Here is a 23,291-nt window from a genome sequence, read left to right on the forward strand (position 1 = left end):
TACTTCCATCATAATTAGTCATTGAGCCTCCGAAAGTCGTGTCGCCGACCGGCGTCTCCGAAACATGATCCCTCAGACCGACGCTTCCTCTCCAGAGCTATCGCCACTCGTCTCGTAGCGCGTGTCTTTCCCCTCAAATTTCCCCCTCCGATTATTCACGCGGTGACACAGCACGGATTTCGCCTTTGTTATTTGCAGGTTTCTTACAAGCACAGACTAATTCTCCACTTCCACGGCGTGTTTCCGGGCGTACAGACCTGCTAAGTCAGCTGTAACTGGTTCGAACTCACTATGGGAAAATTCGCGATCACAACATTCGATTTGACCGGCGAACATGATCTCGCGGTCACGTTAGGGTTCGGTCGCTGCTTCGGCGAACATGACCTGATGTACGTTCATCGGCCAAACTTCCAGTGGATCTTTCGACCCCTGCTCGGTAAACGGTTCTTCGAAGAGTCGGTGACGTTCGACCGCTTCGAAGCCGCGTTCAGAGAGCATCTCCGGTATGCGTGGCCGGGGATACAGTCCGTCGTAGTCATCCAAGAGGTCCCGCACGTAGACGCCTTTCGCGGTGACGCGACTCACTTCGTCGAGGATCGCTTCGACAGCCTCCTCGTCAAGGATTTCCAGCAGACCGGTCATCACCGTGTAGTCGAAGAAGTCGTCGCCGAACCGCAACTGTTCGGTCGCGTCACCTTGTTCGAAGGCGAGAGTAATCTTCTCGTGGGGCGACTCGGCGAGTTTGCGTGCGTTTCGGACTCTTGACTCGTTGAGGTCCACGCCTACGAGTTCCATCGGTGACCCGTCGTGTCCGGCCTGCGTCCAGCGCCCGGCGACGAACTCCGCGACGCGCTCGAGCACGTCGCCGTCACCACACCCGAGATCGAGGATGCGAGCGGTCTCCGGGGCCGCGAACCGATTCCAACCGACCGGCGGGTGAAACCACGCTTTTCTCCGCTTCAGAAACTCCCACTTCCGGCGGTCGATAGGTCGGTCGAGCGACCGGTAGTACGACTGTGAGTCCCCGACGAACGCTGGAGGCGTATGCTCGATAGTCTCCCGATGTACCCGACAGTGACGAACGTTCTTCCACCGACGCTGTTCTCGCTCGGCTGAGTAGTCTTCGATAGCCTCAAAAGGATTCTCGACCAGCCCCCACGTTTCGAGTTCCGCGAAGTCCTCCATCGTCGGTAGACGCATGGCATGCAGTTCGATCTGCACCTGTTTCTAGGTTGGGGGCCGAGCACATCTAGTAGCGCTTACCCCTCAGAAATTAGACTATTGGCCAAGAGATTATACACGGAAACGGCGAACAGTAGTCACCATGGGTACCTTTCGAGACGCTGTCGCCGATCCCGAGTCGGTGTACTTTGTCGCGGAGGCGGGTGTAAACCACAACGGAGACGTCGAAATCGCAGAGCGACTAATCGATGTCGCCGCAGCGAGCGGTGCCGACGCCGTAAAGTTCCAGACCTTCGCCACCGACAGACTCGTGACCGAAGGCGCACCGAAGACCAAGTATCAGGAGGAGACGACCGGAGACGACTCGCAGTACGAGATGTTGCAAAACTACGAGTTGTCGCGGGCGAACCACGAGCGTCTGCAAGCGTACTGCGACGAGCGAGGTATCACGTTCCTCTCGACACCCTTCGACACTCAGAGTGCTGATCTCCTCGTAGAACTCGGCGTCCCGGTCGTCAAAATCGGATCCGGAGAACTCGACAACGTTCCGCTTCTCGAACACATCGCTGCACTCAATACGCCAATGATAGTAAGCACAGGGATGGCGACGATGGCGGAAGTTCATACTGCGTTTGACGCGATCCGGTCCGCGAATCCGGACGTGCCGCTCGTGTTTCTCCACTGCACGTCGGCGTACCCGACCAAGTTGGCGGACGCGAACCTCCGGGCAATGCAGACGATGGCCGACGAATTGCCCGTGCCTATCGGCTACTCGGATCACACTACCGCCCCCGAGATGCCCGGGTTTGCCGTCGCCGCAGGGGCCACGGTCGTCGAGAAGCACTTCACGTTGAGCAATCGCCTACCTGGGCCGGACCACCGCGCCTCGCTTGAATCCGACGAGCTACAAACGGCCGTCCGTGTCGCTCGTGACGCCGCCACCGCGCTCGGAAGCCCTGAGAAGCGACCGACCAAGGAGGAGCGTGAAAATCGAGCGGTCGTCCGCAAGAGCCTCCACGCGACCGAACGCCTCGAAGCGGGCGAGAGGCTGACCGAAGCGAACGTCGCCGTCACTCGGCCAGCGGACGGTCTCTCGCCCAAGAATTACGAGACGGCACTCGGTGCGCGAGTCACCGAACCGCTCGACTGTGGCGACGCGGTTACGAGCGGAGATCTGGATGCCGAGGTGGAAGAGTAGATGAGTTCGAATCGCACCGTACTCGCCGTCGCCGCCCACCCCGATGACGAAGTACTCGGCGCTGGCGGAACCCTATCGAAACACGCCGAGGCGGGCGACGAAGTCCATGTCCTCATCGTGACCGAAGGCGCGACACAACAGTACGATGACCTGGAGCTAATCGAGCAGAAGCGCCGAGAAGCCGAGGCATGTGCCCGGCGACTGGGCGTCTCCGACGTTCGTTTTGGTGACTTCCCGGACATGCGACTCGACGACGCTCCACACGTCGAAATAAATGCGGTTCTCGAAGACTCCGTCGAGGAGTTGCGGCCAGACATCGTCTACACCCACTCAGACCACGAGGTCAATGAAGACCACCGTGCGCTGTACGACTCGACGCTCGTTGCGACGCGTCCTGGTTCGGGCGTGGAACGAGTTCTCGCATACGAGGTTCCCTCTTCGACCGATTGGATTGGGGGCGACCAAATGCAGTTCACGCCGAACGTCTACGTGGACATCGCGGATCAGTTGGAGACCAAAGTTCAAGCGTTCGCCGAGTACGATTCTGAGACTCGCGAGTTCCCGCACCCACGCTCTGCGGAGAGTCTGCGCGCTCGCGCCAAGACGCGCGGTGCAGCTGCGGGAGTGCACGCTGCGGAGGCATTCAGCCTCGTCAGGGAGGTTCGGAAGACGCTATGAGCGACGGTGATCGCAGTTCGGAGGCCGACGATAAGCGAGTCGTCGCCGTCATCACCGGTACGCGAGCGGAGTACGGACTTCTGAAGTCTTCGATGGAGGAGATTCGCCGTACGCCGGGGCTGGCATTGCGAACCATCGCAACGGGTATGCACCTTTCGCCAGAGCACGGCAACACGGTCGAGGACATCCGAGCGGACGGATTTGACGTGACCGAGACGGTCCACATGCTCGTCGCTGGCGACAGCGGCCTCTCGATGGCGAAGTCACTCGGACTCGGCACTGAAGGAATCGCGGAGTCGCTACAGAGCATCGCCCCCGACATCGTTCTCGTCCTCGGCGACCGGGATGAGGCGCTGGCGGGCGGACTCGCGGCGGCGCACATGAACATTCCCGTCGCGCACGTCCACGGCGGCGATTCAATGCACGGCGCGATAATCGACGACAGCATCAGACACGCGCTGACGAAGTTCTCCCACCTTCACTTTCCGGTGTCGGCGCGCAGTGCCGAACGAGTCCGAAAACTCGGAGAAGAGGAGTGGCGAATCACCACCGTCGGTGCACCCGGACTCGACGCCGTGCTCGACGGGGCGTACGCCGAACCTACGGAAGTCGTCTCGAAGTACGACCTCGACGGGCCGGGTTCACTCGCTCTGGTCGTCCAGCACCCGGTGACGACGAGACCCGACGCGGCGGGCGAGCAGATGCGGGCGACCTTGGACGCCGTTCTCGACGCGGACGTTCGACCGGTCGTCGTCTATCCGAACTCGGACGCTGGCGGGAGACGGATGATACGCGTCATCGACGAATATGCTACTGATGGCCTCGTGGAGACGTTCGACAGTCTCCCGCGTGCCGAGTACCTTGGTCTGCTGGACGCCGCCGCCGTGATGGTCGGCAACTCTAGCAGTGGCATCATTGAAGCGCCCTCGTTCGACCTCCCGGTCGTGGACGTGGGTTCACGACAAGAGGGCCGGGAGCGGGCCGAAAATACGCTCTCGGTGACCCACGAGCGCTACGAAATTGGCGACGCAATAGAGCGTGCGTTGGAGGACGACGCCGTCCGGCGGCGGGCCAGCGAGTGCGAGAACCCCTACGACTACGGGGGTGCCGGTCGCCGCATCGCCGAGCGACTGACTTCTGTCGAACTGGATTCGGATCTCCTTCGAAAGCGACTGACGTACTGAATCCACGGGACATCTGACCAACTTCGGCCAGTGCGAGTCGGGTCAGCGAAAGAGAGCATACTAATCGGGTAGCAGTAAGTGTCTCCCTGTCAAAAAGTGGAGACAACCAGCACGTTTTTACGGGAGTTCGTAGAAGTCAGAATATTCCGCCCAGAGCTCTCAAACACACTGTGTGGTATCGAGTTTCGGAGGGTTTTGGGTGGGCAATGTACACCGAAGGGGGGGATCTAATGAGTAACTTACGACAGAATGCAACTCGACTGGTAGAGATAGCGAACGAGGACGGAATCGGCGAAATACCGCCCGCAGTAAGCCGGTGGTGGACGGAACACGCTTACCCGGAACTGCGCGATAAGCTGCACTACGAATATGTAAAGCTAAAATCAGATTCGAACTACGTCGTCCGCGAATTCGACGGGTATCAGATGTACCTCTCGCTCGGCGACCCCGGTCTCTCGAAGCAACTAATACTCGACGGCAGTCGAGAAGAAACGGCGATGGCCCTGTTCAAGTCCGAACTAAAAGAGGGGATGACCGTCGTAGACGTGGGAGCGAATCTGGGCTACTACGCGCTGATGGAGGCCGCCACAGTCGGTTCTTCGGGGGCAGTCTACGCTTTCGAACCAGTTCCCAGAAACGTCGAAATACTCCGCGGGAGCACCGAACTGAACGGATTCGACAACCTCGAAGTGTTCGAGACGGCCGTCTCCGATAGCTCCGGGGTTGCGACGATGTCGATAACGAATGAATCGAACTGGGGGAGTCTCACCGACGACGAACCGAAGCGAAAGCTCTCGGATTACTATCGGAACCGACGCGAAAAGATCACCGTCGGAACGCAGGACGTGAGCACGATTCGACTCGACGACTTCTTGCCGGAGCGAGGCGTCACCGATATCGACGCGGTTCGCATGGACGTCGAGGGGCACGAAATCGAGGTACTTGACGGAATGGCGGAGTTACTGCAGAAGGCGTCGTCTCCGTGTAAGGTGATGGTCGAGTTCCACAACATCATCTTTGACGACGCAAAAGCGACGATAGGGAACAGCGTACAAGACCTTCTGGATCTTGGGTTCGAACCAATGGCGCTGATCGATGGCGGTGAACACGTTCCGTTCGATCGAGAAGAGTTCGTAGAGACGCTCTGTTCGTACGATTCCTGCCCGCACGTGCTGATAAAAAAATGACCAGTTCGGGAAGCGAGGTGTCCACACGGGTGGTGTTCGTCACGCACAACGACCTCGGGCGGGCCTGCTTGGAGGAACTCGACGCGCTCGGTGCTGACATTCGCGCCATCTTCACCCGACCGAAGCGCGACGACATCGCCGACCAGGCGGAGTTAGAGTCGTTCGCAGTCGCTCGAGACGTGCCACTCCACGAGACCGAGTCGGTCAACGACGACACTGTTCGAGCACAGATTGCGGACTACGACCCGGACCTTTTGTTCGTCGTGGGGTGGTCGCGCCTCGTGACGCAGGAGGTCCTCGACATTCCCGAGGTGGCCGCGCTCGGGATGCATCCAGCGCCGCTCCCTCGGGGTCGCGGGCGAGCACCCATCGCATGGGGCCTCATCAAAGGGCTGGACGAGACGGCGCTCTCATTATTCCACCTGGTCGAGGAAGCCGATGCTGGAGATTTAGTTGGGCAACGTTCCATCGACATCGAGCGGACAGATGACGCGGCGTCACTGTACCAGAAGGTCGTAGAAGCTGGACGCGATCTGATTCGGACCCACTATCCGCGATTCGCGGACGGACAAGTCCCCCGAACGCCCCAAGACGACAATGCGGCGACGTGGTGGCCCAAGCGAACGCCGAATCATGGGGTCGTAGACTGGATCCAGTCTCCTGAAGCAGTGTACGACTGGATACGGGGACAGAGTCACCCGTACCCCGGAGCCTTCTCGTTCGTGAACGGGCATCGGGTCACGTTCTGGGCCGCGAATCCGCCGTCCGGCGACCAGCGTTTCTGCCGACCGGGCGAGATTCTGTACCGGGACGGGGACGCCCTCGGCGTCGGCGCGTGGGAAGGAAGCCTCGAACTCACCCGCGTTCAGGTCGCGGACGGCGAGGAGACTCCGGCGGGAGAGTTAGTCGAGCGATTCGACGTGGAAGTCGGCGACCGCTTCGAGAACGCCCGCGACCGACTCGTGGACTAACCGCTCCGTTCGCTGCTCAGTAGGACGACAGTGTCCCAAAATCGCTCTCCTCGTCGGTGTCGTCCTCGTGTCGCACGTCCACATCCACGAAGTACGTCTCGCCATCGACTTCGATGTGGGCGTTGTCGAACGGCGGAAACGTCAGCGCGCGGAGTACGTCAAGGAGTTCTTTTACTGTGTACTCCTCGTCGGCGTCGATTTCACAGAGTTCTATGAAGTCTTGTTTTCGGTGGGTCGTCGCCGCTGTGTCGTCCTGTGGTACTGCTTGGACGCTCCCGGTCTCTACGTCTGGCCACGTCTCGATGAACAACTCGAAACACGCTTCCTCTAGACGCTCGTAGAGGTCCCGACCGGTGTCGTCGAATCGCGTCTCGACGCACTTTCGCGCGATCACGTCGCCGGTATCGACGCCGTCGTCCATGTAGTGGAGCGTCGCCCCGGCAGGGTGGCCCTCCACGATGCTCCAGACGTTCGGGTTGAACCCTCGCGTCTCCGGCAACAGACCAGGATGGAGGTTGAGACACCCCTGCTCGGGAATCTCGAGAATTTCTGACGGCACGATGTGACGAAAGCCCACTGCGACCACGACATCGGGGTTGAGGTCGGCAATAAGCGATAACTGGTCGGCCTCCGTTAGCATCGCCCGAACCACAACGGACTCGCGGTTGCAGAGCCAGTCGTACACCCTGCGACCGACGTTATTCGTCCCGAGGAAGACCACCTCCGTGACCGTCTCGTCGGCTTCAGCGTCGAACTCTGTTTCGGTTGAGTCGGTGGTCATACGTCGAATTCGTCCAGTAAGACGCGTCTGTATTCGCTGTGGGCAACTTTCCCCGCAACGAGGGTTCGAATCACGTCCAGCGTCTTCTCGGGAGCGAGTGCCGGTTCGCCCGTTCGAATCGACCGGACGAATCGCCAGAGCGTCCGCCGAAACGCCGTGAAGTTGTCCCGGAGGTCGTAGCGACAGGTTTGGTCAGTTCCGTAGAGGTCCACCGAGAACGTCATCGGAACGTCGCCAAGCGTATCGACCTGTACGAGCGTCCCGCCGTCCATCCGAACCGCAACTGAAGTGTGGTCGGCGTCGTTCGTCTCAACGGCGACCGGTCGCTGGTCGAGGACGCCGAATATCGCGTCGAGCATGTGGGCACCGTACTTCGGCCAGTCTTTGATGACCGTCCCCCGAACGAGTTTCACCTCGCCGAACTGCTCCTTGTGCGCTCGCGGTTCGTCAAGTGCCTGCGCAAATCGCATTCCGGAACAGGACATCAGTTGGCCGTCTTCGAGGTATGGTTCGAACGCCGCCAACTCGTCGAGGTCCATAGTCAGCGGTTTGTCGAGGAACACCGGCAGTCCCCGTTCCAAGAACGGCACGGCAATCTCGGCGTGTGTCTCGTAGTCGTCACGAGCGATTATTACTGCGTCTACTGCGTCGGCTAATGCCCCATGGTCGTCCACCGCGTTCGGAATCCGGGCGGCCTCACACAGTCGCTCGGTCTCTGTTGGGTCTTGAGTCCATGCGTGGGTGACGCTGACGCCTTCGAAACCGAACTCCGAGGGATCTTTCTCGCGGAGGTAGTCATGGATGACATCCCAGTCTGCTCGTTCGAAACCCGCGTCCGAGTAGCCGTTGATTATGGACGCGAACGAGTAGGGATGGCCGTTGCCCGGACTGACGCCGATGATTCCAAAGTCGATGTTTTCTACTGCACGATCAACTTCCTCTACCACACCGTCCACCCCCCGTCGAGAACGACGTTCTGGCCGGTCATCCACTTGCTCGCGTCGGAGGCGAGGTAGACGACGATACCCTTCATGTCGGTGTCGTCGCCCATGCGACCGAGTGGCGTCCGATGCTCGTAGTTCGGGACGAAAACCTCCTCGTAGTCCTCCACGTCCTCCATCTCCTCGCTGTAGAAGCCACCGGGACTGATAGAGTTGACCCGAATCCCTTCATCCGCGAGGTAGGAGGCGAGCCAGCGACTGAACTGGATCACTCCGGCCTTCGCCGACCCGTACGTGGGCGGATTGTTGATGTTGCTGTCGCCGTAGACGCGATGGTCCGGCGCGATGACGCCGTAATGGCTCCCGATGTTGATTATCGTGCCTGCGTCGCTTTCGCGGATGGCCGGGAGTGCCGCCTGTGAGCAAAAGAACGTCTGCGTGAGGACCCCTTCCAGGGTCTCTTCCCATTCATCTCTGGTCAATTCCTCGAACGGGACGCCATACCCGCTTGCGTTGTACGCATTGTTGACGAGTACATCGACTTTGCCGAAGCGATCCACGACCTCGTCGACCATCCTCTCGACGGCATCCTCATTGGTCACATCAACCGACACTGCCATTGCCTCGTTGTATCGATCCGAGAGGTCGTCAGCCTTCTCCTGGCAGTCCTCGTAGGTTCGCGAGGCGACGACGACGTTCGCGCCCGCCTCCGCCAGCGCGTCGCACATCTGCGAACCGAGTTTCCCCGGACCACCCGTTACCACTGCGACCCGTCCAGTCAGGTCGAACAACTCCCAAACCGTCGTGCGTTCAGATTCGATCATGGATTCCCTCCTCGATGAGAAGTTCCGCGAGTTCGAAGTCGAACTCCGTGTCGATGTCTACGGCGCGCTCTCTTGGCATCGTGACCGCGCCCGACTCGCCGAACAGCAGCGATGTTCCCTCGGCGGGGAGACTGTCGAGTTCGAACGCGTACACCGCGCCCGTCAGTTCGTAGGCGTCCGGTTGTGCCTGTCGTGGGAGCCACGGATTCGCCCCCTCAACGTACGGTTCCGGTCGCCCGTCTTCGACGCTCCAGAGTCGATGCGGACTCGGTTCCGTCTCCGCGAACGTCGCCACGGAGTCGTAGTCCTCGTCCGGGTCCGCGAGCAGTTCCAAACAGTTCCGCACGTCCTCGCCAGTTCGGAGCGGGCACGTCGGTTCCAACATCACCAAATAATCGGCATCCTCGCCCTCCTCACGAAGTTCGGAGCGGAGGTGGCGGAGCGCATCGATGACCAACGAGTCGTTTGCGGCCAGCGACTCGGGTCGCTCGACGACTTCGGCTCCCCAGTCGCGCGCCGCCGCCGCTATCGACTCACTGTCGGTTGTCACTATCGTTCGGTCTATCTCCGGTGTCTCCGCCGCGACGACGATTGGCCACGCGACGAGCGGCTTCCCGGCGAGCTGTCGGAGATTCTTGTTCGGTACTGTCTTGCTTCCCCCACGTGCGGGGACTGCTGCGACTACCCGCTTGTCGGCTATCATCTGACCCCCGCTCTCCTTTCAATAGCGTTTCGTATAACTGTTCAGGCTGGTCAATTGGCCTCTGAGTAGCGTATTCATCGTGGAGAAGTATTAAGGAGGGTCAGAATCACCCGCTTTCCGTTGTCGGGATCTATCTCGGTTCGACTACGACGTCTAATGGAGCGACGAACAGGAATTATAACTGCCCATTCCTTGCTTTTACCCGCTATTATATGACATACGGCAAAATACTTAAACTACTTCCCATGTTCCTATCGGACTCGATGCAAGCATCAATACAAAAACACGACCACCTAATTGAACTCGTCCGCGACGAGGGTCTCGACACGTACAAATACTCTGACAGATTGAACCAGTTTACCGAACTCCTCCCCGACGACGTTTCAGAAGATTGGACCGTTCTCGAAGTCGGAACCGGAACTGGGTACTTTAGTATCTACCTCTTACTAGAACACGGCTGCGACACGTACGGCGTGGACCTTCCCAACGACGAGTCACTGGAAAACCAAAACGCACAACAGCGGTGGATTGCACGCATGGAAGACGTGGGCATCGAGTTCCAGTATTGTGATATCGTAAACGAACCACTTCCGTTCGACGACGATACATTCGACCTGCTCGTATTCACAGAAGTCCTCGAACACCTCGTCACTGCTCACCCACCGGTTGAGGTGTTCGAGGAGTTCCACCGCGTGCTAACAGATTCTGGAACCTTGATTCTCTCGACTCCAAATCTCGCATCCATTGACAAGCGAATCAAACTGCTTCTAGGCTACCCACCCATTACAATCGGATTCGGGAAAGAAGAGACGTATCAACGACACCAACGAGAGTACACTCGTCGCGAACTAGAACGGATGCTGGATTGGGCGGGGTTCACGAACGAGACGTTCCTGTTCGGTGAACAGCGTCCTGAACCGGAGCTGTTCTTCGACCCGAATAGCGTGTTAGATTACGTCTCGCTTAAAATTGCAGGCTTCTACCCGCCGTTCCGGAACACGGTTCACGTAAAAGCAACGGCGTGAATGCGAGTATCTCTCCTCGTGCTCGAACGGTCGAATTACTTGTAATCGAATCCTGTCAAACGCCGGTCAGAGACAGTTCGGACATCAACAGATGGTCCAGCCCCCATCGATCACGAGGTTCTGACCGGTGACGTAGCGCGATGCATCAGATGCGAGATAGACGACTGCTCCCTGAAAGTCCTCAGGCGTCGCCATGCGGTTTAGTGGGGTTCGCTCTTCGTATCGCTCGACGAACTGCGGATGCTGGTCATCGAAGACGCCGCCGGGGCTGACGGCGTTGACCCGGACGCCTCGTTCGCCAAGATACGACGCCATGTAGCGCGTTAGATTGAGGATACCGCCTTTAATCGCGGAGTACTCGACCGGACTCGTCATTTCGATCCCTTCGTACACGGAGAAGTCGGGTGCCTGTACACCGTACGTCGAGCCGAAGTTGATGATGCTGCCACCCTGCTCTTGCTCCATCATCACCTCCGAAATCGTGTGTGCCGCCACGAAGTAACTGTTGAGGTGCATATCGATGTTCTCGCGCCAGTCCTCAATTGTCACGTCCTCGTACTGGCGACCGTAGTTCTCGTTGCGCGGGTACGAGCAGTTGACGAATGCATCGATTCGGCTATGCCGGTCGAGGATGGTCTCGACCAGTTGCTCTATCGACTGCTCATCGGTCACATCCACTTGAAGGAACTCCGAGTCGTCTCCGAGTTCCGTCGCGAGTCGTTCCCCCCGTTCCTTCGCTGCGTCGGCCGCGACGACAGTCGCCGACTGTTCGGCGAGGCCCTCGCACAGCGCAGTTCCGATGAGTCCCGCTCCCCCGGCGACCACTACGATTCGGTCCGTTAAGTCGAACAGTCCACCCATGGTCGGTTCTCACCGTATCTTTCCAAAATAGTTCGGGCAGACAGACTCGTCGATGCGCTGTCACGAAAGCGTCACTGACGCGCTGCCACCGACACCATGTAGTCGCTCTCGGCGTCGTCGTCGACGACCTGTTGGAACTCCGTGAGATTCTCCATGAGATACGAGTAGAGGTCCGACTGCTGGAACCCATCTATCTCCAGACAGAGTTGCGTGAGGAGTTCGTAGAAGTCGAGACCGAAGTACCACATCGATCGCCCCGAGAAACCCGCGCGTTCGAACGCGGTTTCGAGCGACTCTCTCGTGAACTGGTTGAGGCCGACGGGCGGAATCGAGTGACGAAGCGCGCGGTTCGGAATCGCGCGGTGGACGCGCGAGGATAGCGAGTCGGCGTTCATCACACCGACTCCGAGGTGACCGTCCGGGTCGAGCACGTCGTGGGCCAACTGGAGGTCGCGCATCGGGTGTGAAACCATCTCGAGGTACCCGAAGAATGTCACCACGTCGAACGTCTTGTTCGGGTTCTTTTTGACGTACTCATCGATGGGCGTCGGTTCGAGTTCGATCCCGAACACATCATGGGCGACGGAGACGCACTCGTCGCTTATTTCGAGACCGACAGCGTCCCAGCCCTCCGATTGAAGATACTCGATTGACGCTCCGACCCCGCAACCGACGTCTAACCACCGACCTGCGTCATTGTCGATGTGATTCAGCACGAAATCAATCTTCGGTTTGGTAATGTTCTTTAATCGGTACTGAAGTTGTTCCTCGTCGGTGTAGATGCTGGCGAAGTCCGAGTCCGTCTGGTAGTACTCGTTGAGAACGTCGCGTGGAAGTCTTCGCGCTTGGTAGACGTGGTTACAACGGTTGCATCGCTTGTACTCGTAGCCGAACATTTCGCGCGTCGTGTCGGCGTCGGTGGACCCACAAACGTAGCACTCCTCGACTTCGATGTCGGCCTGTGGTCGGAACTCGCGAGCCCGCTGGCGCTTCTTCTCGACTCGTCCCTGCAAATCCGAGAGGTCTCGATGCTTGAACTCGGCCGGGTCGATTGGCTTCCCGTGGAACGTCTTCACTCGAAACTCCCCCGCTGACCTGTTGCAGTCTGAATTCGTCCGGAAGGAATGCGATTCATCGACATCGAAGACACGACGAGGACATACTTATAAACGGGAGTCAATTTGAGTATTCTCGACAAAACCCCGCGAACCCCCCTCATGGGTCCAGATCGAACGTCGCTCCGCCGTGCGGAAATTCATTGCAATCAATTCGCGGGAGCGCCAACCGTTTGTTTCGAAATTGGTTCTCCGAGACGAGACCGGAGACCGTCGTGAACGCCGCGTCGTAGCCAAGCGAATCGAGGTGAGCTTTCGTTTCGTCGGTGAACGTCTGCTCGCTTCCGTACGGGTAAGCGAACAGTTTGGCCGGGCGTTCGCCGACAATATCGGTCACGGTCTCGGTCGATTCGGTAATCTGCACTCGCTGTTCGGACGAGGAGAGTCGCGAGAGGTCGGGATGTGAGACCGTGTGCGTTCCGATCACCATGCCAGCGTCGTGCAGTTCTCGAAGCTCATCCTGCGAGAGGTAGTACTCGCTGGCGCGAGGTGAACTCCTGAACTTCGATTCGAGGGCTGTTAGCACGTCGTCGAGGTATTCGTACGGGACTGCGAAGTTGAGCACCCGTTTGAATGTCCTGAGTGCGTCGTCAGTCTGCCGGTCTGCGTAGGGGTCGTCAACTGCGTTTCCATCCGACTCGGCGAACTCGTACCGCTCAAGTTCGCCGAAAAGCGCGTCATGGAGAGCCGTCGAACTGTACTGTCCTGCGAGCGAGTGGACGCGATGAACCGGGAGGACGCCGTCGCTGACCAACGGTTCCGTCGGCACGAAGAACACGCCGAATAGATTCCGAGACCTGAGTTCCGGCAGTACCCACTTGTAATGGTCGGCCAGTCCGTCGTCAAAGGTCAGTAAGACCGCGTCGTCGGGGGGTGAGTGGTCTTTTTCTATCCACCGCAGAAGCGCCGACCTGTCCAGAACTTCGTACTCCGATTCGAGGTGGTCCAACTGTCGCCGGAAGTCCCCGACGTCGAGGTGATAGTAGCCGAACGGCGGTCGCTCGACCGACGGGCGGACGTAGTGATACGTGACGACCCGCATCGTCAGTTCGTCACCATGGACTGGTACGTCGCCGTCTCCTCTATCATGTCGATGAGTTCGGCCTTCGAGAGCGGTTCGACGTCCGCAGACGTGTACTCGGCTTCCAGCGAGTTTCGATGATCGTAGTCAGGGGGGTCGGACTCACAGTCAGCCACGAGAGACCTGATGACGAACATCTCGTCGAGTTCCACCGCCTGTCGGATCTCGTCTTTGGAGATGAGTTTCTCGTGGATTCGCTCCCCGGGGCGTCTACCGATTTGCTGGATCTCAATCGCAGAGGGTTCGTATCCAAATTTGGGCGCGAACTCGGTTCGCATCGCCTCGGCGAGGTCGATGAGTCTGAACACCGGCATCTTGAGGACGAACGTCTCGCCGCCCTCCAAGCGTTCATACGCGTTCAGCACCAACGCGATGGCCTCCTCTATTGGCATTATGAACCGCGTCATCTCCACATTGGTGACGGTCATCGGTCCCCCCTCGCGTATCTGGTCGAGGAACAGCGGCACGACCGATCCACTGGACCCGAAGACGTTGCCGAAGCGGACGCAACCGAACTTGGTCTTCTGCTCTCCCTTGTACGTGTTCGCCGCGATTGTCAGTCGTTCTGAGAGCAGTTTCGTCGCACCCATCACGGAGGTCGGATTAGACGCCTTGTCGGTGCTTATTGTGACGAACGCTTCGACGTTCTCTTCAATTGCGGTTCGAATGAGATTCTGTGTCCCCAACGCGTTCGTCTGGACGGTCTCGAACGGATTGTACTCGTTCAAGCCGACGTGTTTGAGTGCAGCAGCGTGGAAAACCACGTCGATGTCCTCCAGGGCCATCTTCAAGCGGCTACGGTCGCGGACGTCACCCAGTAGGAAGCGCACTCGTTCGTTAGACTCGAGCTCGGTTTTCAATTCGTACAGGCCCCCCTCGTCATTATCGAAGACGCGTAGGACCGCCGGCTCCTCGTGGTCGAGTATCCGCGCGACCAGCTCGGAACCTATCGACCCGCACCCCCCGGTTACGAGTACTTGTTTGTTCTCTAAGGCCGTCATCGGCACCGTTGTACAACAAAGTATATAATAAATTGCAGGGGGGGTTCGGAGCCGTCACGACCGATTTCTTTACGTTATCGTTCGCTGACTGCGTCCTCAACAGCACCGACGATACGGTCGGTTTCCTCCCGAGTTAGCAATGGGTGCATCGGGAGTGAGAGGACGCGAGCGGAAACGGCTTCGGTGACTGGTAGCTCCGACCCCTGTTCGTCGCCCGCGTTGCACTGGCGATAATACGCGGTCTGGTGAACGGGCGGGTCCCAGTAAACCTTAGATGCGATATTGCGGTCGGCTAAATGCTCGATTACCGCGTCCCGGTCGATAGACTGTCCGAGCGTAACCGTGTACAGTTGATAGACGTGCTCGTTGCCGTCGGTCAGAGTCGAGTGTGGTTCCACGCCGTCCACGTCCTCGAACCCGTCGTCGAGTCGTCGCGCTGCCTGCTGTCTCCCCTCGATGAGTTTCCCGACTTTGTCCAGTTGCGCACAACCGATGGCCGCGACCAAGTCCGACATGCGGTAGTTCGTCCCCACGGAGACGTATCGACCGCTGTCCGACGAACCGAAGTAGTCGCTCGAAGCACGTCCGTGCGAGCGGTACAGTCGGATCGTCTCCGCGAAGTCGTCGTCGTCGGTCACGACGGCACCGCCTTCGCCCGTCGCGACGACTTTGTTTTGACAGAAGCTCAGTGCCGCGATATCCCCGAACGAACCGAGCATCCGACCGTCGGCGTGCGCGCCGAAGGTTTCCGCTGCGTCCTCGACAACGGCGATGTTCTCGCTCCGAGCGACGTCGCAGATGGCCCCGATGTCGCACGCAGTGCCGTACGGATGGACTGGTACGACGGCTTTCGTCGCCGGAGAGATGGCTTCGTGGACGGCGTCGGGGTCGAGACCGTACGTTTCGGATTCGATATCCGCGAACACGGGTGTCCCACCGACGAGTTCGACCGCGTTCGCCGTCGCGATGAACGTGAACGATGGGATGACGACTTCGTCACCAGAACCGACGCCACAGGCTTTCAGTGCGCAGACGAGTGCCGTCGTCCCAGAATTAACCGTGATGACGTGTTCGACTCCGAGGAACTCCTCGATTCGTTCCTCGAACTCGGAGATGTACGGTCCCTTGGCCCAGTGACTCCCGCGCGTGATAGACGAAACCACGTTGCCGACCTCGCGTCCGTCCCACGGAACTTCGAAGAGTGGTATCTCCCCCATCATCGAACCAACGGAGTAACGACGCACGTGCGTTTAATTGTTTGCGGCGACAGACTTCAGAGCGTTCGGCGGGAAGAGACGCACTACCCCACTACTTTTATGAAATTCGCTGTAGTATTGGCCTCAGTTCGCTCCGCAACAGTATGAGATCCGATACAGTCGTCTTTCTCTCCAGCAAATCGCAGGCGCGCCGACTCGAAGACCGACAACCATCGTCCATCGGAAACGTAGTCGCGTTGGAAGAGACAGTCGTCCAGTACTGCAACGCGTCGTCTGATATGGACGAGCTGGACGTCACGCCGTACTGGAACCTCGTCGACACGAGCGGCCTCTGGAAAGAGTGTCTACGAGACGCCCACGAGCTTTTCGAGTCGGTTCACGATACCGAAATCGACGGTGAGCGCGTCTTCTACGAGACGCTCGGCTACGAGGGAACGTCGCTGTGTCGACTCGATGGGCTTCGATATTTGTCGTCCCACTCGCACGTGCTCGCAGACACGCTGCAGAAGATAGCGATACTGGATGCAGTTCGTGATCGAATCGCGTTCGACACCGCCGAACTGTTGTCTCCGCAGACAGCGTGGGAACGTGCCGCGAAGGAAGTCTTCGCGGGTTCGAGTGTCGATTTGGAATCCGACGAATCGATTCGACAGCGTCTCGATTCAACGCTCAACGACCGGTGTCTACAGTTCGAGCAGAACGCGCTCGGGTTCTCGATTCCACTCGCCGTACCGTACAGGGTCGTGCCAGCGATGAAAAGAGGTTTGAACTACTCGAACGCGGATATGTCGTACCGACGCTTCGTGTTCGACGACACGCCGGGGAGTGCCCTCGATTCGCCAGTGAGTTTCGGCGGTTTGCACTCGAGTGCAGTCGAAGACTATCGACATGAGATACTGTACTTCCTGTTGAATTCGAAGTATCTTGATGTGGTGGTGCCGCTCTACGACGCCATCCGGAGCGAGGGTCGATTCCGACAACTCGTCTTGGTTCCCAGAGAGTTCGACGGCGTGGAATCACTCGACAAGCGTGGCGTGCGATACGACTTCGTAGACAACTACGTGACTCACGAAATCGTGCAGACGGCGAACCGACGCTACGCCGAGGTCGTCGACGGATTCAGAGAACTGAGCGACGACCCGAACTTTCGGCGCGCGTTCACCTACCGAGGTGTGAACCTGTACGAAATCCTCTTAAATCTGCTTCGCCAGACTATCTTCGTCTCGTCCATCGCCAGTATCATGAACGCCCTCACGATGAAGCGACTCCTTCAGTCGAGCGGGACAGAAATACTGGTGGCGCCCCACATCAGCCAAAGCGAAGTCAAGTCGTTCTCGCACGCGTGTGAGGAGGTGGGCGTTCCCCACGTCGGAATCTACAGAGGCTTCGAAATCTTCGACCCAGAACTCAGTTTGTTCGACGGAACACACCTGCTCGTCGGGGGCGAGAAGACGAAATCGGCATTCGTCGAGTGGGGAGTAGACGAACGACGAATTTCCGTCACGGGACTCCCGATATTCGACGAGTTGCTCGATAGAATGAACACGCCACAGCGAGCGCCGTCGGAGGACGAACAGTGGTTGGAGAATGAACAGTGGCCAGAAAACGAGGACGACAGACCCGTCGTCACCTATCTTACGCAGAGTCAGTCGCCTCGATTCGGCATCGAAGAAAAGAAAGAAGAGATACGGACGGTGTTCGAGACAGTCGCAGAGATGGACGATGTCCGCCTCGTCGTAAAGTTGCATCCGACCGAAACGGAGACAGACGTGTACGAGACGATTGCCGAGCGAGTCCGCGTTGGAGCGTATCGAATCGTTCGAAATCAGCAGTCGTTGGAAGATATCCTGTTGGCCTCCGACGTGGCGATAACGAAGAACTCGATAACGGGGTTCGACACGCTGATAGCGGGATGTCAGTTGCTCACCGTGGACTTCAATCGAAAGGAGTTTCATAACAATCCGTTCGCAGACGCAGGCGTTGCTCGGACCGCAACGACCAAGACGGAGTTCCGGAACGCGCTCGAAGAAGCACTTGCAACCGCAGGCGAACAGCAGACCCCACGGCCGCAGAAAATAACGGAGTTCGTTCGAGAACACTACGACGTTCTGGACGGAGCAGCCACCCACCGGATGAAACGGGAGGTGTACGCGGCAATGCGCTGAACGAGTGGCGATGGTCGGAACGGGCAGCGGTCAGAGCGAGCGACAGTCGAAACGAACTGGTAGTAATCCTAAAGTAACTCCCCGTCTCATCAAACGAAGAATGTGGGGAACACTCGGCCGTTCGGGGGCGGGGGAGATCGATGAGTAACCGACCGTCGCAGTTGACCTTCTGTAAGAAGGTTGCTAGACGCGGTTTGTCGATGAAGTCCGAGTACGTGGCGCATCCAGTTCGATTCCTGCGGGACGTAAACAGAGCGTACCATCTCGTACGGAATCGAACGGCGTTCAATGACGCCGGAATGGACGTCGCCGGCGCGGACTGGGACCACCTTCTCGTCCTCGACGCGTGTCGGTTCGACATGTTCCGAGAGTGCTCCGAACTCGAAGGAGATCTACAGGCGAGACAGTCGCGCGCATCAATGACAGAAGAATGGTTGGAGGCGAACTTCGATGGTCGCGACCTGACGGACACGGTGTACGTCACCGCGAATCCGATGTACACGCGGACGCGAGACGAGGTCCGATTCGAGTTCCACGACATCGTCGATGTGTGGTCCGACAGTTGGGACGAAGTCGGAACCGTTCGGCCGGAACGGGTGAGAGATGCCGCCATAGACGCAGCCGAGCAGTACCCGGACAAACGGTTGTTGGTTCACTTCCTCCAACCCCACTACCCGTTCCTCACGACGGATACCACGTTCGACAAGAACCGGTTCGACGATTCGGGCAGCGACCCGTGGACGGACGTGTTACTGGGCACCGTAGACGTCTCGCAAGAGGAACTCTGGAACGGTTATCGGGAGAATCTCGAAGTCGTCCTCCCGGAGGTCGAAGTGCTGTGTGAGAAACTGGACGGGAGAAAGGTCGTGACCGCCGACCACGGCAACATGGTCGGCGAGCGGTCAAGGCCGATTCCGCACATCGAGTACGGTCATCCACGAGGACTGTACACGTCACAGTTGGTGACCGTTCCGTGGTTGGTCGTCGACGGCGAAGCGAGGAAACAGGTACGGAAGTCAGGAAATCCAGTGGACACGACCGCGAACTCCGAAGAGACGGAGGCACGACTGCGGGACTTGGGCTATCTCGCATAATCGGCGCGCCTATCGAACGTCTAGTATCCCGGTTCACGTTGGATCAGCTGAACTACTCGGCGTCGTACTACTCGTTATTGCCAAAATACTCAAGAGAGTTTGGAGTGAACACTTGCTATCCGCTTTCGGGAGAGAGCACGGCGTGGGGAATCGGCGTGTCGTCGTTTCGGAGATGCATCTATCGATCCCCGGCCGCGTACGATGAGTTCAAAAGATGACTACGGAAACTTCGAACAGTGAGAAAGTACAGGCCCTTTGGGTCGTTGCGACGTACCGCCCAGTGCTTACTGCGGGCGTGATCACGCTGAGTCTCGTCGCTGCGATACTCGAAGGCGTCGGTCTCAGTTTCATCGTCCCGATTATCGAACAGACGAAGTCGGGAGGACCGCCAGCCTCGGAGGCTGATGGATTGCTGGGCCTGTTCGCCCGAAGTTACGAGTTCCTCGGCGTCCCCTTCGAACTGGAGTACGTCCTGCTCGGCGTCATCGCTGTGATGACGATCAGGTTCACGGCCAGTTTCACCGTCGCGTTTCTCCGTTCTGTGTTGCAAACGGACTACATTCGGCACCTTCAGACCCGACTGTTCGAGAACTCACTCGACGCTCGCATCGGCTACTTCGACCGGCGAGGATCCGACGAGATACTCAACGCCATCGTCACCCAGACTACCTACGCAGGCAACTCAATATCTATCATCGTCAAAATCGTCCAAGAAGGACTGATAAGCTTAGTGTACTTTTCGGTCGCGATGTACCTCGCGCCGGTCCTCACCGTAGTGAGTGGGGTGGTTCTGGGCGGTGCGGTCTACTTGATTCGTGGTGGCTTGGAATCCGGCTACGACGTCGGTGACCGCGTCGCAGAGGCCAATCAGCGAGTGCAGGAGATAGTCCAGTCGGGCGTGCAGGGCATAAGAGACGTGAAGCTGTTCGGACTCGACGAGGAACTCACCGATGACTTCAGAGACGCAGTCGATATGTACGCCGACTCGACCATCACGCTCAGGCGCAATGAGGCCGCCATCAGTAATTTCTATCAGTTGATCATCGCAGTGACCGTGTTCTCGCTCATCTACTTCGCGGTCAGTTTCGCCTCGCTCTCGCTCGGCGGACTGGGTGTGTTCCTCTTCGCGATGTTTCGGTTGGGACCGCGACTGAGTACGCTCAACGACTACTTCTACAGCGCCGAAGGGAAACTCCCCCATCTGGTTCGAACCCAAGAGTACATAGCGGAACTCGAAGCGAACGAAGAGCCCGATTCATCGGCTGAGACGCTTCCCGAAACGGTGGACTGCGTTCGATTCGACGACGTCGATTTCACCTACCAGCAGGGCGAGCAGGTCATCGACGGCCTCTCGTTTTCGGTCGAACGCGGCGAGTTCATCGCGTTCGTCGGGCCCTCTGGTGTCGGTAAGTCGACAATCGTCTCGCTGCTGACGCGGATGTACGACCCCGAATCGGGAAGAATAACCGCCGACCGCGTTCCCATCTCACAGGTAGCCATCGGTGAGTGGCGTTCGCGCGTCTCTGTCGTTCGGCAGAACCCATACATATTTGACGACACCCTCCGATACAACGTCACGATAGGGAATCGAAACGTCTCCGAGGCGGAACTCAAACGCGCTTGTGAGATAGCACAGGTAAGCGAGTTCTTGGACAAACTCCCAAAGGGGTACGACACGGAGTTGGGGGACGACGGCGTCAGACTCTCCGGCGGGCAGCGACAGCGAATCGCCATCGCGCGCGCACTCGTCGAGGACGCCGACCTGATCGTGTTGGACGAAGCGACGAGCGACCTTGACACGACCCTCGAAGAGCGAGTCCACGCCGGCATCGAGGGAATGGAACGCGACTACGCGATGATAGTCATCGCCCACCGTCTCTCGACGGTGACGAATGCCAACCGGATATACACGATGGAGAAGGGGCAAGTCGTCGAACGAGGAACCCACGAACAGCTACTCGAAAACGACGGCCATTACGCGTCTCTCTACGCGGTCCAGACGTAGCGTCGGTCTCGGCGGTAGCGACGCGTTTCACGCGAGACCGTCCCATACCCCTCCCAAACGCGAACTCTCGCCGAGAGCGCCGTAATCTTCTTAACTGAATCGGTAGTCCTGTGGCTATCGTGGCCTCGAAGAGTACGTTGAAGGCAGTCTGCAGCTGCCAGTTATTCGCTCTCGCGGCGGCTGCCCTCACGATTGGGAGTTCTCAGCCGCCAACCGGATACGAGCTGTCGCTGTACGCGGCCTATCCGTGGCACGTGTGGGTACTGCTCGGTGGCGTGGTCGTGGCTGCGGGGGTCGTCTCGGTGATGGCGGAGTTCGAAGACGGATCCAAACACAACTGGTTGTACGTCTGGGCACCGGCACTCTTGGCGATGCTACTCGTGTTTTGGTTGCCGCTCCTCCGTGGCTATCAGGCATACGGTCGAGGCGACACACTCACACACATAGGATACGCTAGAGACGTGCTCCTGACCGGGCACGTCGATGAGTCGAACGGCTATCCCGCACTGCATCTTCTGGCCGTAGTCTACTACATGGCGACGGGGCTTAAGCTACCCACCGTGATGATGGTTCTTCCGGGAATCTTCGCGTTGCTGTACGTGATTTGGGTCCAGCGGCTCGCGGCGGAGGTATTCCGTTCGAAACCCCCGATGCTGTTTGCGACCATCCTCGCCCTAATGTTCACGTTCGAACGTGTACAGCAGTTCTCGCCGTTCAACGGCTCTATCTTCGTCCCACCGCTTTTCTTGGTGCTGTACTATAGGTCACGTAACGACCTATCGCTCGCCTACTCGATAGTGTTCGTCGTTCTCGTCGTCGCCCTCCCGACCGTACACATCTTCGTCATCTCTGCACTCATCATCTTGCTCGGTTGCTTAGTCGTCGCGGACAGAGCCTACCGGGCAGCGGTCAAAGGGCGGTATGAGAGTATCTCGAGCGTCCACGAGCGGAAGACGTTTCTACCGGCGATACTGCTAATGGCAGTCTTGACAGCGTTCTGGGGGATAGAACGATATGACGCTCGTGTCAGTTGGTCTATCTTCTCGGTGGTCTCACTGCTCGTCGAGACTGGCGTCAAAAGCCCGTTCAGGGAGGGACCAAGCATCCTCTTGGCCGTGACCTCCACGCTGGGGAAAGCGAACCTCTCGGCGTTCGAATACACCTACCTCTTGTGGTTTCGAAGTCGATGGCTCTACTTTTTCGTATCTCCCATGTTTCTGGTTCCAGCGGTTCTACTACTCCACCGGTTCGGACACCTGTCGCTCAGCGAGCGGACGAGGAGACGGTCGGTTCAGTTCCTGCTGGTGTACCTCGTGTTCGCGTTCCTCTCGGCGGTCAGCTTGCTATCCAGTTTCATCTTCAGTTACGGTCGGATACTTCGGTACGCCGTACTCGCCTCCATCATCATCAACTGTTTAGCGTTCTGGAAGTTGCGCGAGTACGTCGATCTCAAAGGGGGGGATACCGCCCGACGGGCATTCTCGATGGCCGTCTCGTTGTTCGTAGTCGTCATGCTTATCTCGTCGCTCTTCACTATCCACTGGTCGCCGATTAGTCTCACGCGGAACAGTCAAGTCACACCACAGGAGTTCGAGAGTAGCGAGTGGTGGTACGAGTATCACTCGCCGGTCGAACAGCGGTTCGGTCTCGTGGCGAGTCTCTACAGTCCCCGTCGATTGGATCACGCACGAACGGGGACGATTCGGCGAGTTCCAACGGATACATACCAAAATGCTCCGATACCTGATGCGTTCGGGTACGAAGGCAACGAGACGATTCGCGCGTCGATCCCGAACACGGAGCGGACGGGCCCTCACGCGTACATGATTTTCTCTGAGGTCGATAGACTCTCTTACCAGAGACTCTTCAAAAGTGTCTGGCCGGTCGCCCACAGGTGGCAAACGAGATACGTAGAGCGGTTACACGCCGACCCGACGGCGAATAAGGTGTACACGAACGAGGAGGTAACAGTCTGGCTGATACCGCTGAACGCCACCGCGAACAAGTCGTCGAACTCGATACACAAGCGCGAGTTCCTGCGCACCGACAGGGCCAGAAAGCATTAGTGACAAATCGGT

Annotated in this window: 20 protein-coding genes; 10 read left to right on the forward strand and 10 right to left on the reverse strand. The window is 58.4% G+C overall.

The features are described from left to right. Nucleotides 1–351 precede the first annotated feature (351 nt). The gene (locus tag ACR3FE_RS13755; protein WP_458207724.1) at nucleotides 352–1,200 is read right to left on the reverse strand and encodes a class I SAM-dependent methyltransferase; all 849 of its coding nucleotides are present in this window, start codon (nucleotides 1,198–1,200) and stop codon (nucleotides 352–354) included. A 124-nt stretch (nucleotides 1,201–1,324) separates the two neighbouring features. On the opposite strand from ACR3FE_RS13755, the gene neuB reads away from it, so the two are divergent. The 5 genes from neuB to ACR3FE_RS13780 all read left to right on the forward strand — a co-directional run bounded on the left by neuB (nucleotide 1,325) and on the right by ACR3FE_RS13780 (nucleotide 6,400). Continuing rightward, the gene (gene neuB, locus ACR3FE_RS13760; RefSeq protein WP_458207725.1) at nucleotides 1,325–2,380 is read left to right on the forward strand and encodes an N-acetylneuraminate synthase; all 1,056 of its coding nucleotides are present in this window, start codon (nucleotides 1,325–1,327) and stop codon (nucleotides 2,378–2,380) included. Beyond that, complete coding sequence (locus ACR3FE_RS13765) at nucleotides 2,381–3,058, forward strand: PIG-L deacetylase family protein (protein ID WP_458207726.1); 678 nt, start codon at nucleotides 2,381–2,383, stop codon at nucleotides 3,056–3,058. It begins immediately after the preceding gene. Further along, a complete protein-coding gene (neuC, locus tag ACR3FE_RS13770) occupies nucleotides 3,055–4,242 on the forward strand; it encodes a UDP-N-acetylglucosamine 2-epimerase (RefSeq protein ID WP_458207727.1) in 1,188 nt (395 codons plus the stop codon). The genes ACR3FE_RS13765 and neuC overlap by 4 nt, the downstream gene beginning before the upstream one ends. A 230-nt stretch (nucleotides 4,243–4,472) precedes the next feature. After that, nucleotides 4,473–5,429 (forward strand): FkbM family methyltransferase, encoded by a 957-nt coding sequence (locus tag ACR3FE_RS13775; RefSeq protein ID WP_458207728.1) that lies wholly within the window; start codon nucleotides 4,473–4,475, stop codon nucleotides 5,427–5,429. Continuing rightward, nucleotides 5,426–6,400 carry a methionyl-tRNA formyltransferase gene (locus tag ACR3FE_RS13780; protein WP_458207729.1) on the forward strand — a complete coding sequence of 325 codons (975 nt, stop codon included), beginning with the start codon at nucleotides 5,426–5,428 and terminating at the stop codon, nucleotides 6,398–6,400. Before ACR3FE_RS13775 ends, ACR3FE_RS13780 begins: the two co-directional genes overlap by 4 nt. A gap of 16 nt (nucleotides 6,401–6,416) precedes the next feature. Here ACR3FE_RS13780 and ACR3FE_RS13785 read toward each other — a convergent pair whose 3' ends face one another. The 4 genes from ACR3FE_RS13785 to ACR3FE_RS13800 are packed head-to-tail and all read right to left on the reverse strand — an operon-like array spanning nucleotide 6,417 to nucleotide 9,649. Further along, nucleotides 6,417–7,181, reverse strand: a complete 765-nt coding sequence (locus tag ACR3FE_RS13785; RefSeq protein ID WP_458207730.1) for a methionyl-tRNA formyltransferase — start codon at nucleotides 7,179–7,181, stop codon at nucleotides 6,417–6,419. Continuing rightward, nucleotides 7,178–8,128, reverse strand: coding sequence for a Gfo/Idh/MocA family protein (locus ACR3FE_RS13790; RefSeq protein WP_458207731.1), 951 nt, complete (start codon nucleotides 8,126–8,128; stop codon nucleotides 7,178–7,180). Before ACR3FE_RS13790 ends, ACR3FE_RS13785 begins: the two co-directional genes overlap by 4 nt. After that, nucleotides 8,122–8,946, reverse strand: a complete 825-nt coding sequence (locus ACR3FE_RS13795; protein ID WP_458207732.1) for an SDR family oxidoreductase — start codon at nucleotides 8,944–8,946, stop codon at nucleotides 8,122–8,124. Before ACR3FE_RS13795 ends, ACR3FE_RS13790 begins: the two co-directional genes overlap by 7 nt. After that, the gene (locus tag ACR3FE_RS13800) at nucleotides 8,933–9,649 is read right to left on the reverse strand and encodes an acylneuraminate cytidylyltransferase family protein (RefSeq protein ID WP_458207733.1); all 717 of its coding nucleotides are present in this window, start codon (nucleotides 9,647–9,649) and stop codon (nucleotides 8,933–8,935) included. Before ACR3FE_RS13800 ends, ACR3FE_RS13795 begins: the two co-directional genes overlap by 14 nt. 263 nt (nucleotides 9,650–9,912) lie before the next feature. Here ACR3FE_RS13800 and ACR3FE_RS13805 point away from each other — a divergent pair, with 263 nt between their 5' ends. Continuing rightward, a complete protein-coding gene (locus ACR3FE_RS13805) occupies nucleotides 9,913–10,674 on the forward strand; it encodes a class I SAM-dependent methyltransferase (protein ID WP_458207734.1) in 762 nt (253 codons plus the stop codon). Between the two features lie 84 nt (nucleotides 10,675–10,758). On the opposite strand, the gene ACR3FE_RS13810 is transcribed toward ACR3FE_RS13805, so the two are convergent. From ACR3FE_RS13810 to ACR3FE_RS13830, 5 genes are all read right to left on the reverse strand, one after another. Further along, on the reverse strand, nucleotides 10,759–11,535 hold the full coding sequence (locus tag ACR3FE_RS13810; protein ID WP_458207735.1) for an oxidoreductase: 777 nt from the start codon (nucleotides 11,533–11,535) through the stop codon (nucleotides 10,759–10,761). Between the two features lie 71 nt (nucleotides 11,536–11,606). After that, nucleotides 11,607–12,611, reverse strand: coding sequence for a class I SAM-dependent methyltransferase (locus ACR3FE_RS13815; protein WP_458207736.1), 1,005 nt, complete (start codon nucleotides 12,609–12,611; stop codon nucleotides 11,607–11,609). A 139-nt stretch (nucleotides 12,612–12,750) separates the two neighbouring features. Next, complete coding sequence (locus ACR3FE_RS13820) at nucleotides 12,751–13,692, reverse strand: polysaccharide deacetylase family protein (RefSeq protein ID WP_458207737.1); 942 nt, start codon at nucleotides 13,690–13,692, stop codon at nucleotides 12,751–12,753. A gap of 2 nt (nucleotides 13,693–13,694) precedes the next feature. After that, nucleotides 13,695–14,732, reverse strand: a complete 1,038-nt coding sequence (locus ACR3FE_RS13825) for an SDR family NAD(P)-dependent oxidoreductase (protein ID WP_458207738.1) — start codon at nucleotides 14,730–14,732, stop codon at nucleotides 13,695–13,697. Between the two features lie 74 nt (nucleotides 14,733–14,806). Next, entirely contained in the window at nucleotides 14,807–15,952 is a 1,146-nt protein-coding gene (locus ACR3FE_RS13830) for a DegT/DnrJ/EryC1/StrS family aminotransferase (protein WP_458207739.1), read from the reverse strand. 140 nt (nucleotides 15,953–16,092) lie between these two features. Here ACR3FE_RS13830 and ACR3FE_RS13835 point away from each other — a divergent pair, with 140 nt between their 5' ends. From ACR3FE_RS13835 to ACR3FE_RS13850, 4 genes are all read left to right on the forward strand, one after another. Then, the gene (locus tag ACR3FE_RS13835) at nucleotides 16,093–18,114 is read left to right on the forward strand and encodes a hypothetical protein (protein ID WP_458207740.1); all 2,022 of its coding nucleotides are present in this window, start codon (nucleotides 16,093–16,095) and stop codon (nucleotides 18,112–18,114) included. 140 nt (nucleotides 18,115–18,254) lie between these two features. After that, nucleotides 18,255–19,208, forward strand: coding sequence for an alkaline phosphatase family protein (locus ACR3FE_RS13840; RefSeq protein WP_458207741.1), 954 nt, complete (start codon nucleotides 18,255–18,257; stop codon nucleotides 19,206–19,208). Between the two features lie 214 nt (nucleotides 19,209–19,422). After that, a complete protein-coding gene (locus tag ACR3FE_RS13845; protein ID WP_458207742.1) occupies nucleotides 19,423–21,213 on the forward strand; it encodes an ABC transporter ATP-binding protein in 1,791 nt (596 codons plus the stop codon). 119 nt (nucleotides 21,214–21,332) lie between these two features. Beyond that, nucleotides 21,333–23,279 (forward strand): hypothetical protein, encoded by a 1,947-nt coding sequence (locus tag ACR3FE_RS13850; protein WP_458207743.1) that lies wholly within the window; start codon nucleotides 21,333–21,335, stop codon nucleotides 23,277–23,279. The last annotated feature ends 12 nt before the right edge of the window (nucleotides 23,280–23,291 follow it).

Source organism: Haladaptatus rarus, assembly GCF_054177585.1.

Coding starts and splice junctions, on each gene's coding strand:
- ACR3FE_RS13755 (WP_458207724.1), bottom strand. CDS start 1,200: ATGCGTCTACCGACGATGGAGGACTTCGCGGAACTCGAAACGTGGGGG.
- neuB (WP_458207725.1), top strand. CDS start 1,325: ATGGGTACCTTTCGAGACGCTGTCGCCGATCCCGAGTCGGTGTACTTT.
- ACR3FE_RS13765 (WP_458207726.1), top strand. CDS start 2,381: ATGAGTTCGAATCGCACCGTACTCGCCGTCGCCGCCCACCCCGATGAC.
- neuC (WP_458207727.1), top strand. CDS start 3,055: ATGAGCGACGGTGATCGCAGTTCGGAGGCCGACGATAAGCGAGTCGTC.
- ACR3FE_RS13775 (WP_458207728.1), top strand. CDS start 4,473: ATGAGTAACTTACGACAGAATGCAACTCGACTGGTAGAGATAGCGAAC.
- ACR3FE_RS13780 (WP_458207729.1), top strand. CDS start 5,426: ATGACCAGTTCGGGAAGCGAGGTGTCCACACGGGTGGTGTTCGTCACG.
- ACR3FE_RS13785 (WP_458207730.1), bottom strand. CDS start 7,181: ATGACCACCGACTCAACCGAAACAGAGTTCGACGCTGAAGCCGACGAG.
- ACR3FE_RS13795 (WP_458207732.1), bottom strand. CDS start 8,946: ATGATCGAATCTGAACGCACGACGGTTTGGGAGTTGTTCGACCTGACT.
- ACR3FE_RS13800 (WP_458207733.1), bottom strand. CDS start 9,649: ATGATAGCCGACAAGCGGGTAGTCGCAGCAGTCCCCGCACGTGGGGGA.
- ACR3FE_RS13805 (WP_458207734.1), top strand. CDS start 9,913: ATGCAAGCATCAATACAAAAACACGACCACCTAATTGAACTCGTCCGC.
- ACR3FE_RS13810 (WP_458207735.1), bottom strand. CDS start 11,535: ATGGGTGGACTGTTCGACTTAACGGACCGAATCGTAGTGGTCGCCGGG.
- ACR3FE_RS13820 (WP_458207737.1), bottom strand. CDS start 13,692: ATGCGGGTCGTCACGTATCACTACGTCCGCCCGTCGGTCGAGCGACCG.
- ACR3FE_RS13825 (WP_458207738.1), bottom strand. CDS start 14,732: ATGACGGCCTTAGAGAACAAACAAGTACTCGTAACCGGGGGGTGCGGG.
- ACR3FE_RS13830 (WP_458207739.1), bottom strand. CDS start 15,952: ATGATGGGGGAGATACCACTCTTCGAAGTTCCGTGGGACGGACGCGAG.
- ACR3FE_RS13835 (WP_458207740.1), top strand. CDS start 16,093: ATGAGATCCGATACAGTCGTCTTTCTCTCCAGCAAATCGCAGGCGCGC.
- ACR3FE_RS13840 (WP_458207741.1), top strand. CDS start 18,255: ATGAGTAACCGACCGTCGCAGTTGACCTTCTGTAAGAAGGTTGCTAGA.
- ACR3FE_RS13845 (WP_458207742.1), top strand. CDS start 19,423: ATGACTACGGAAACTTCGAACAGTGAGAAAGTACAGGCCCTTTGGGTC.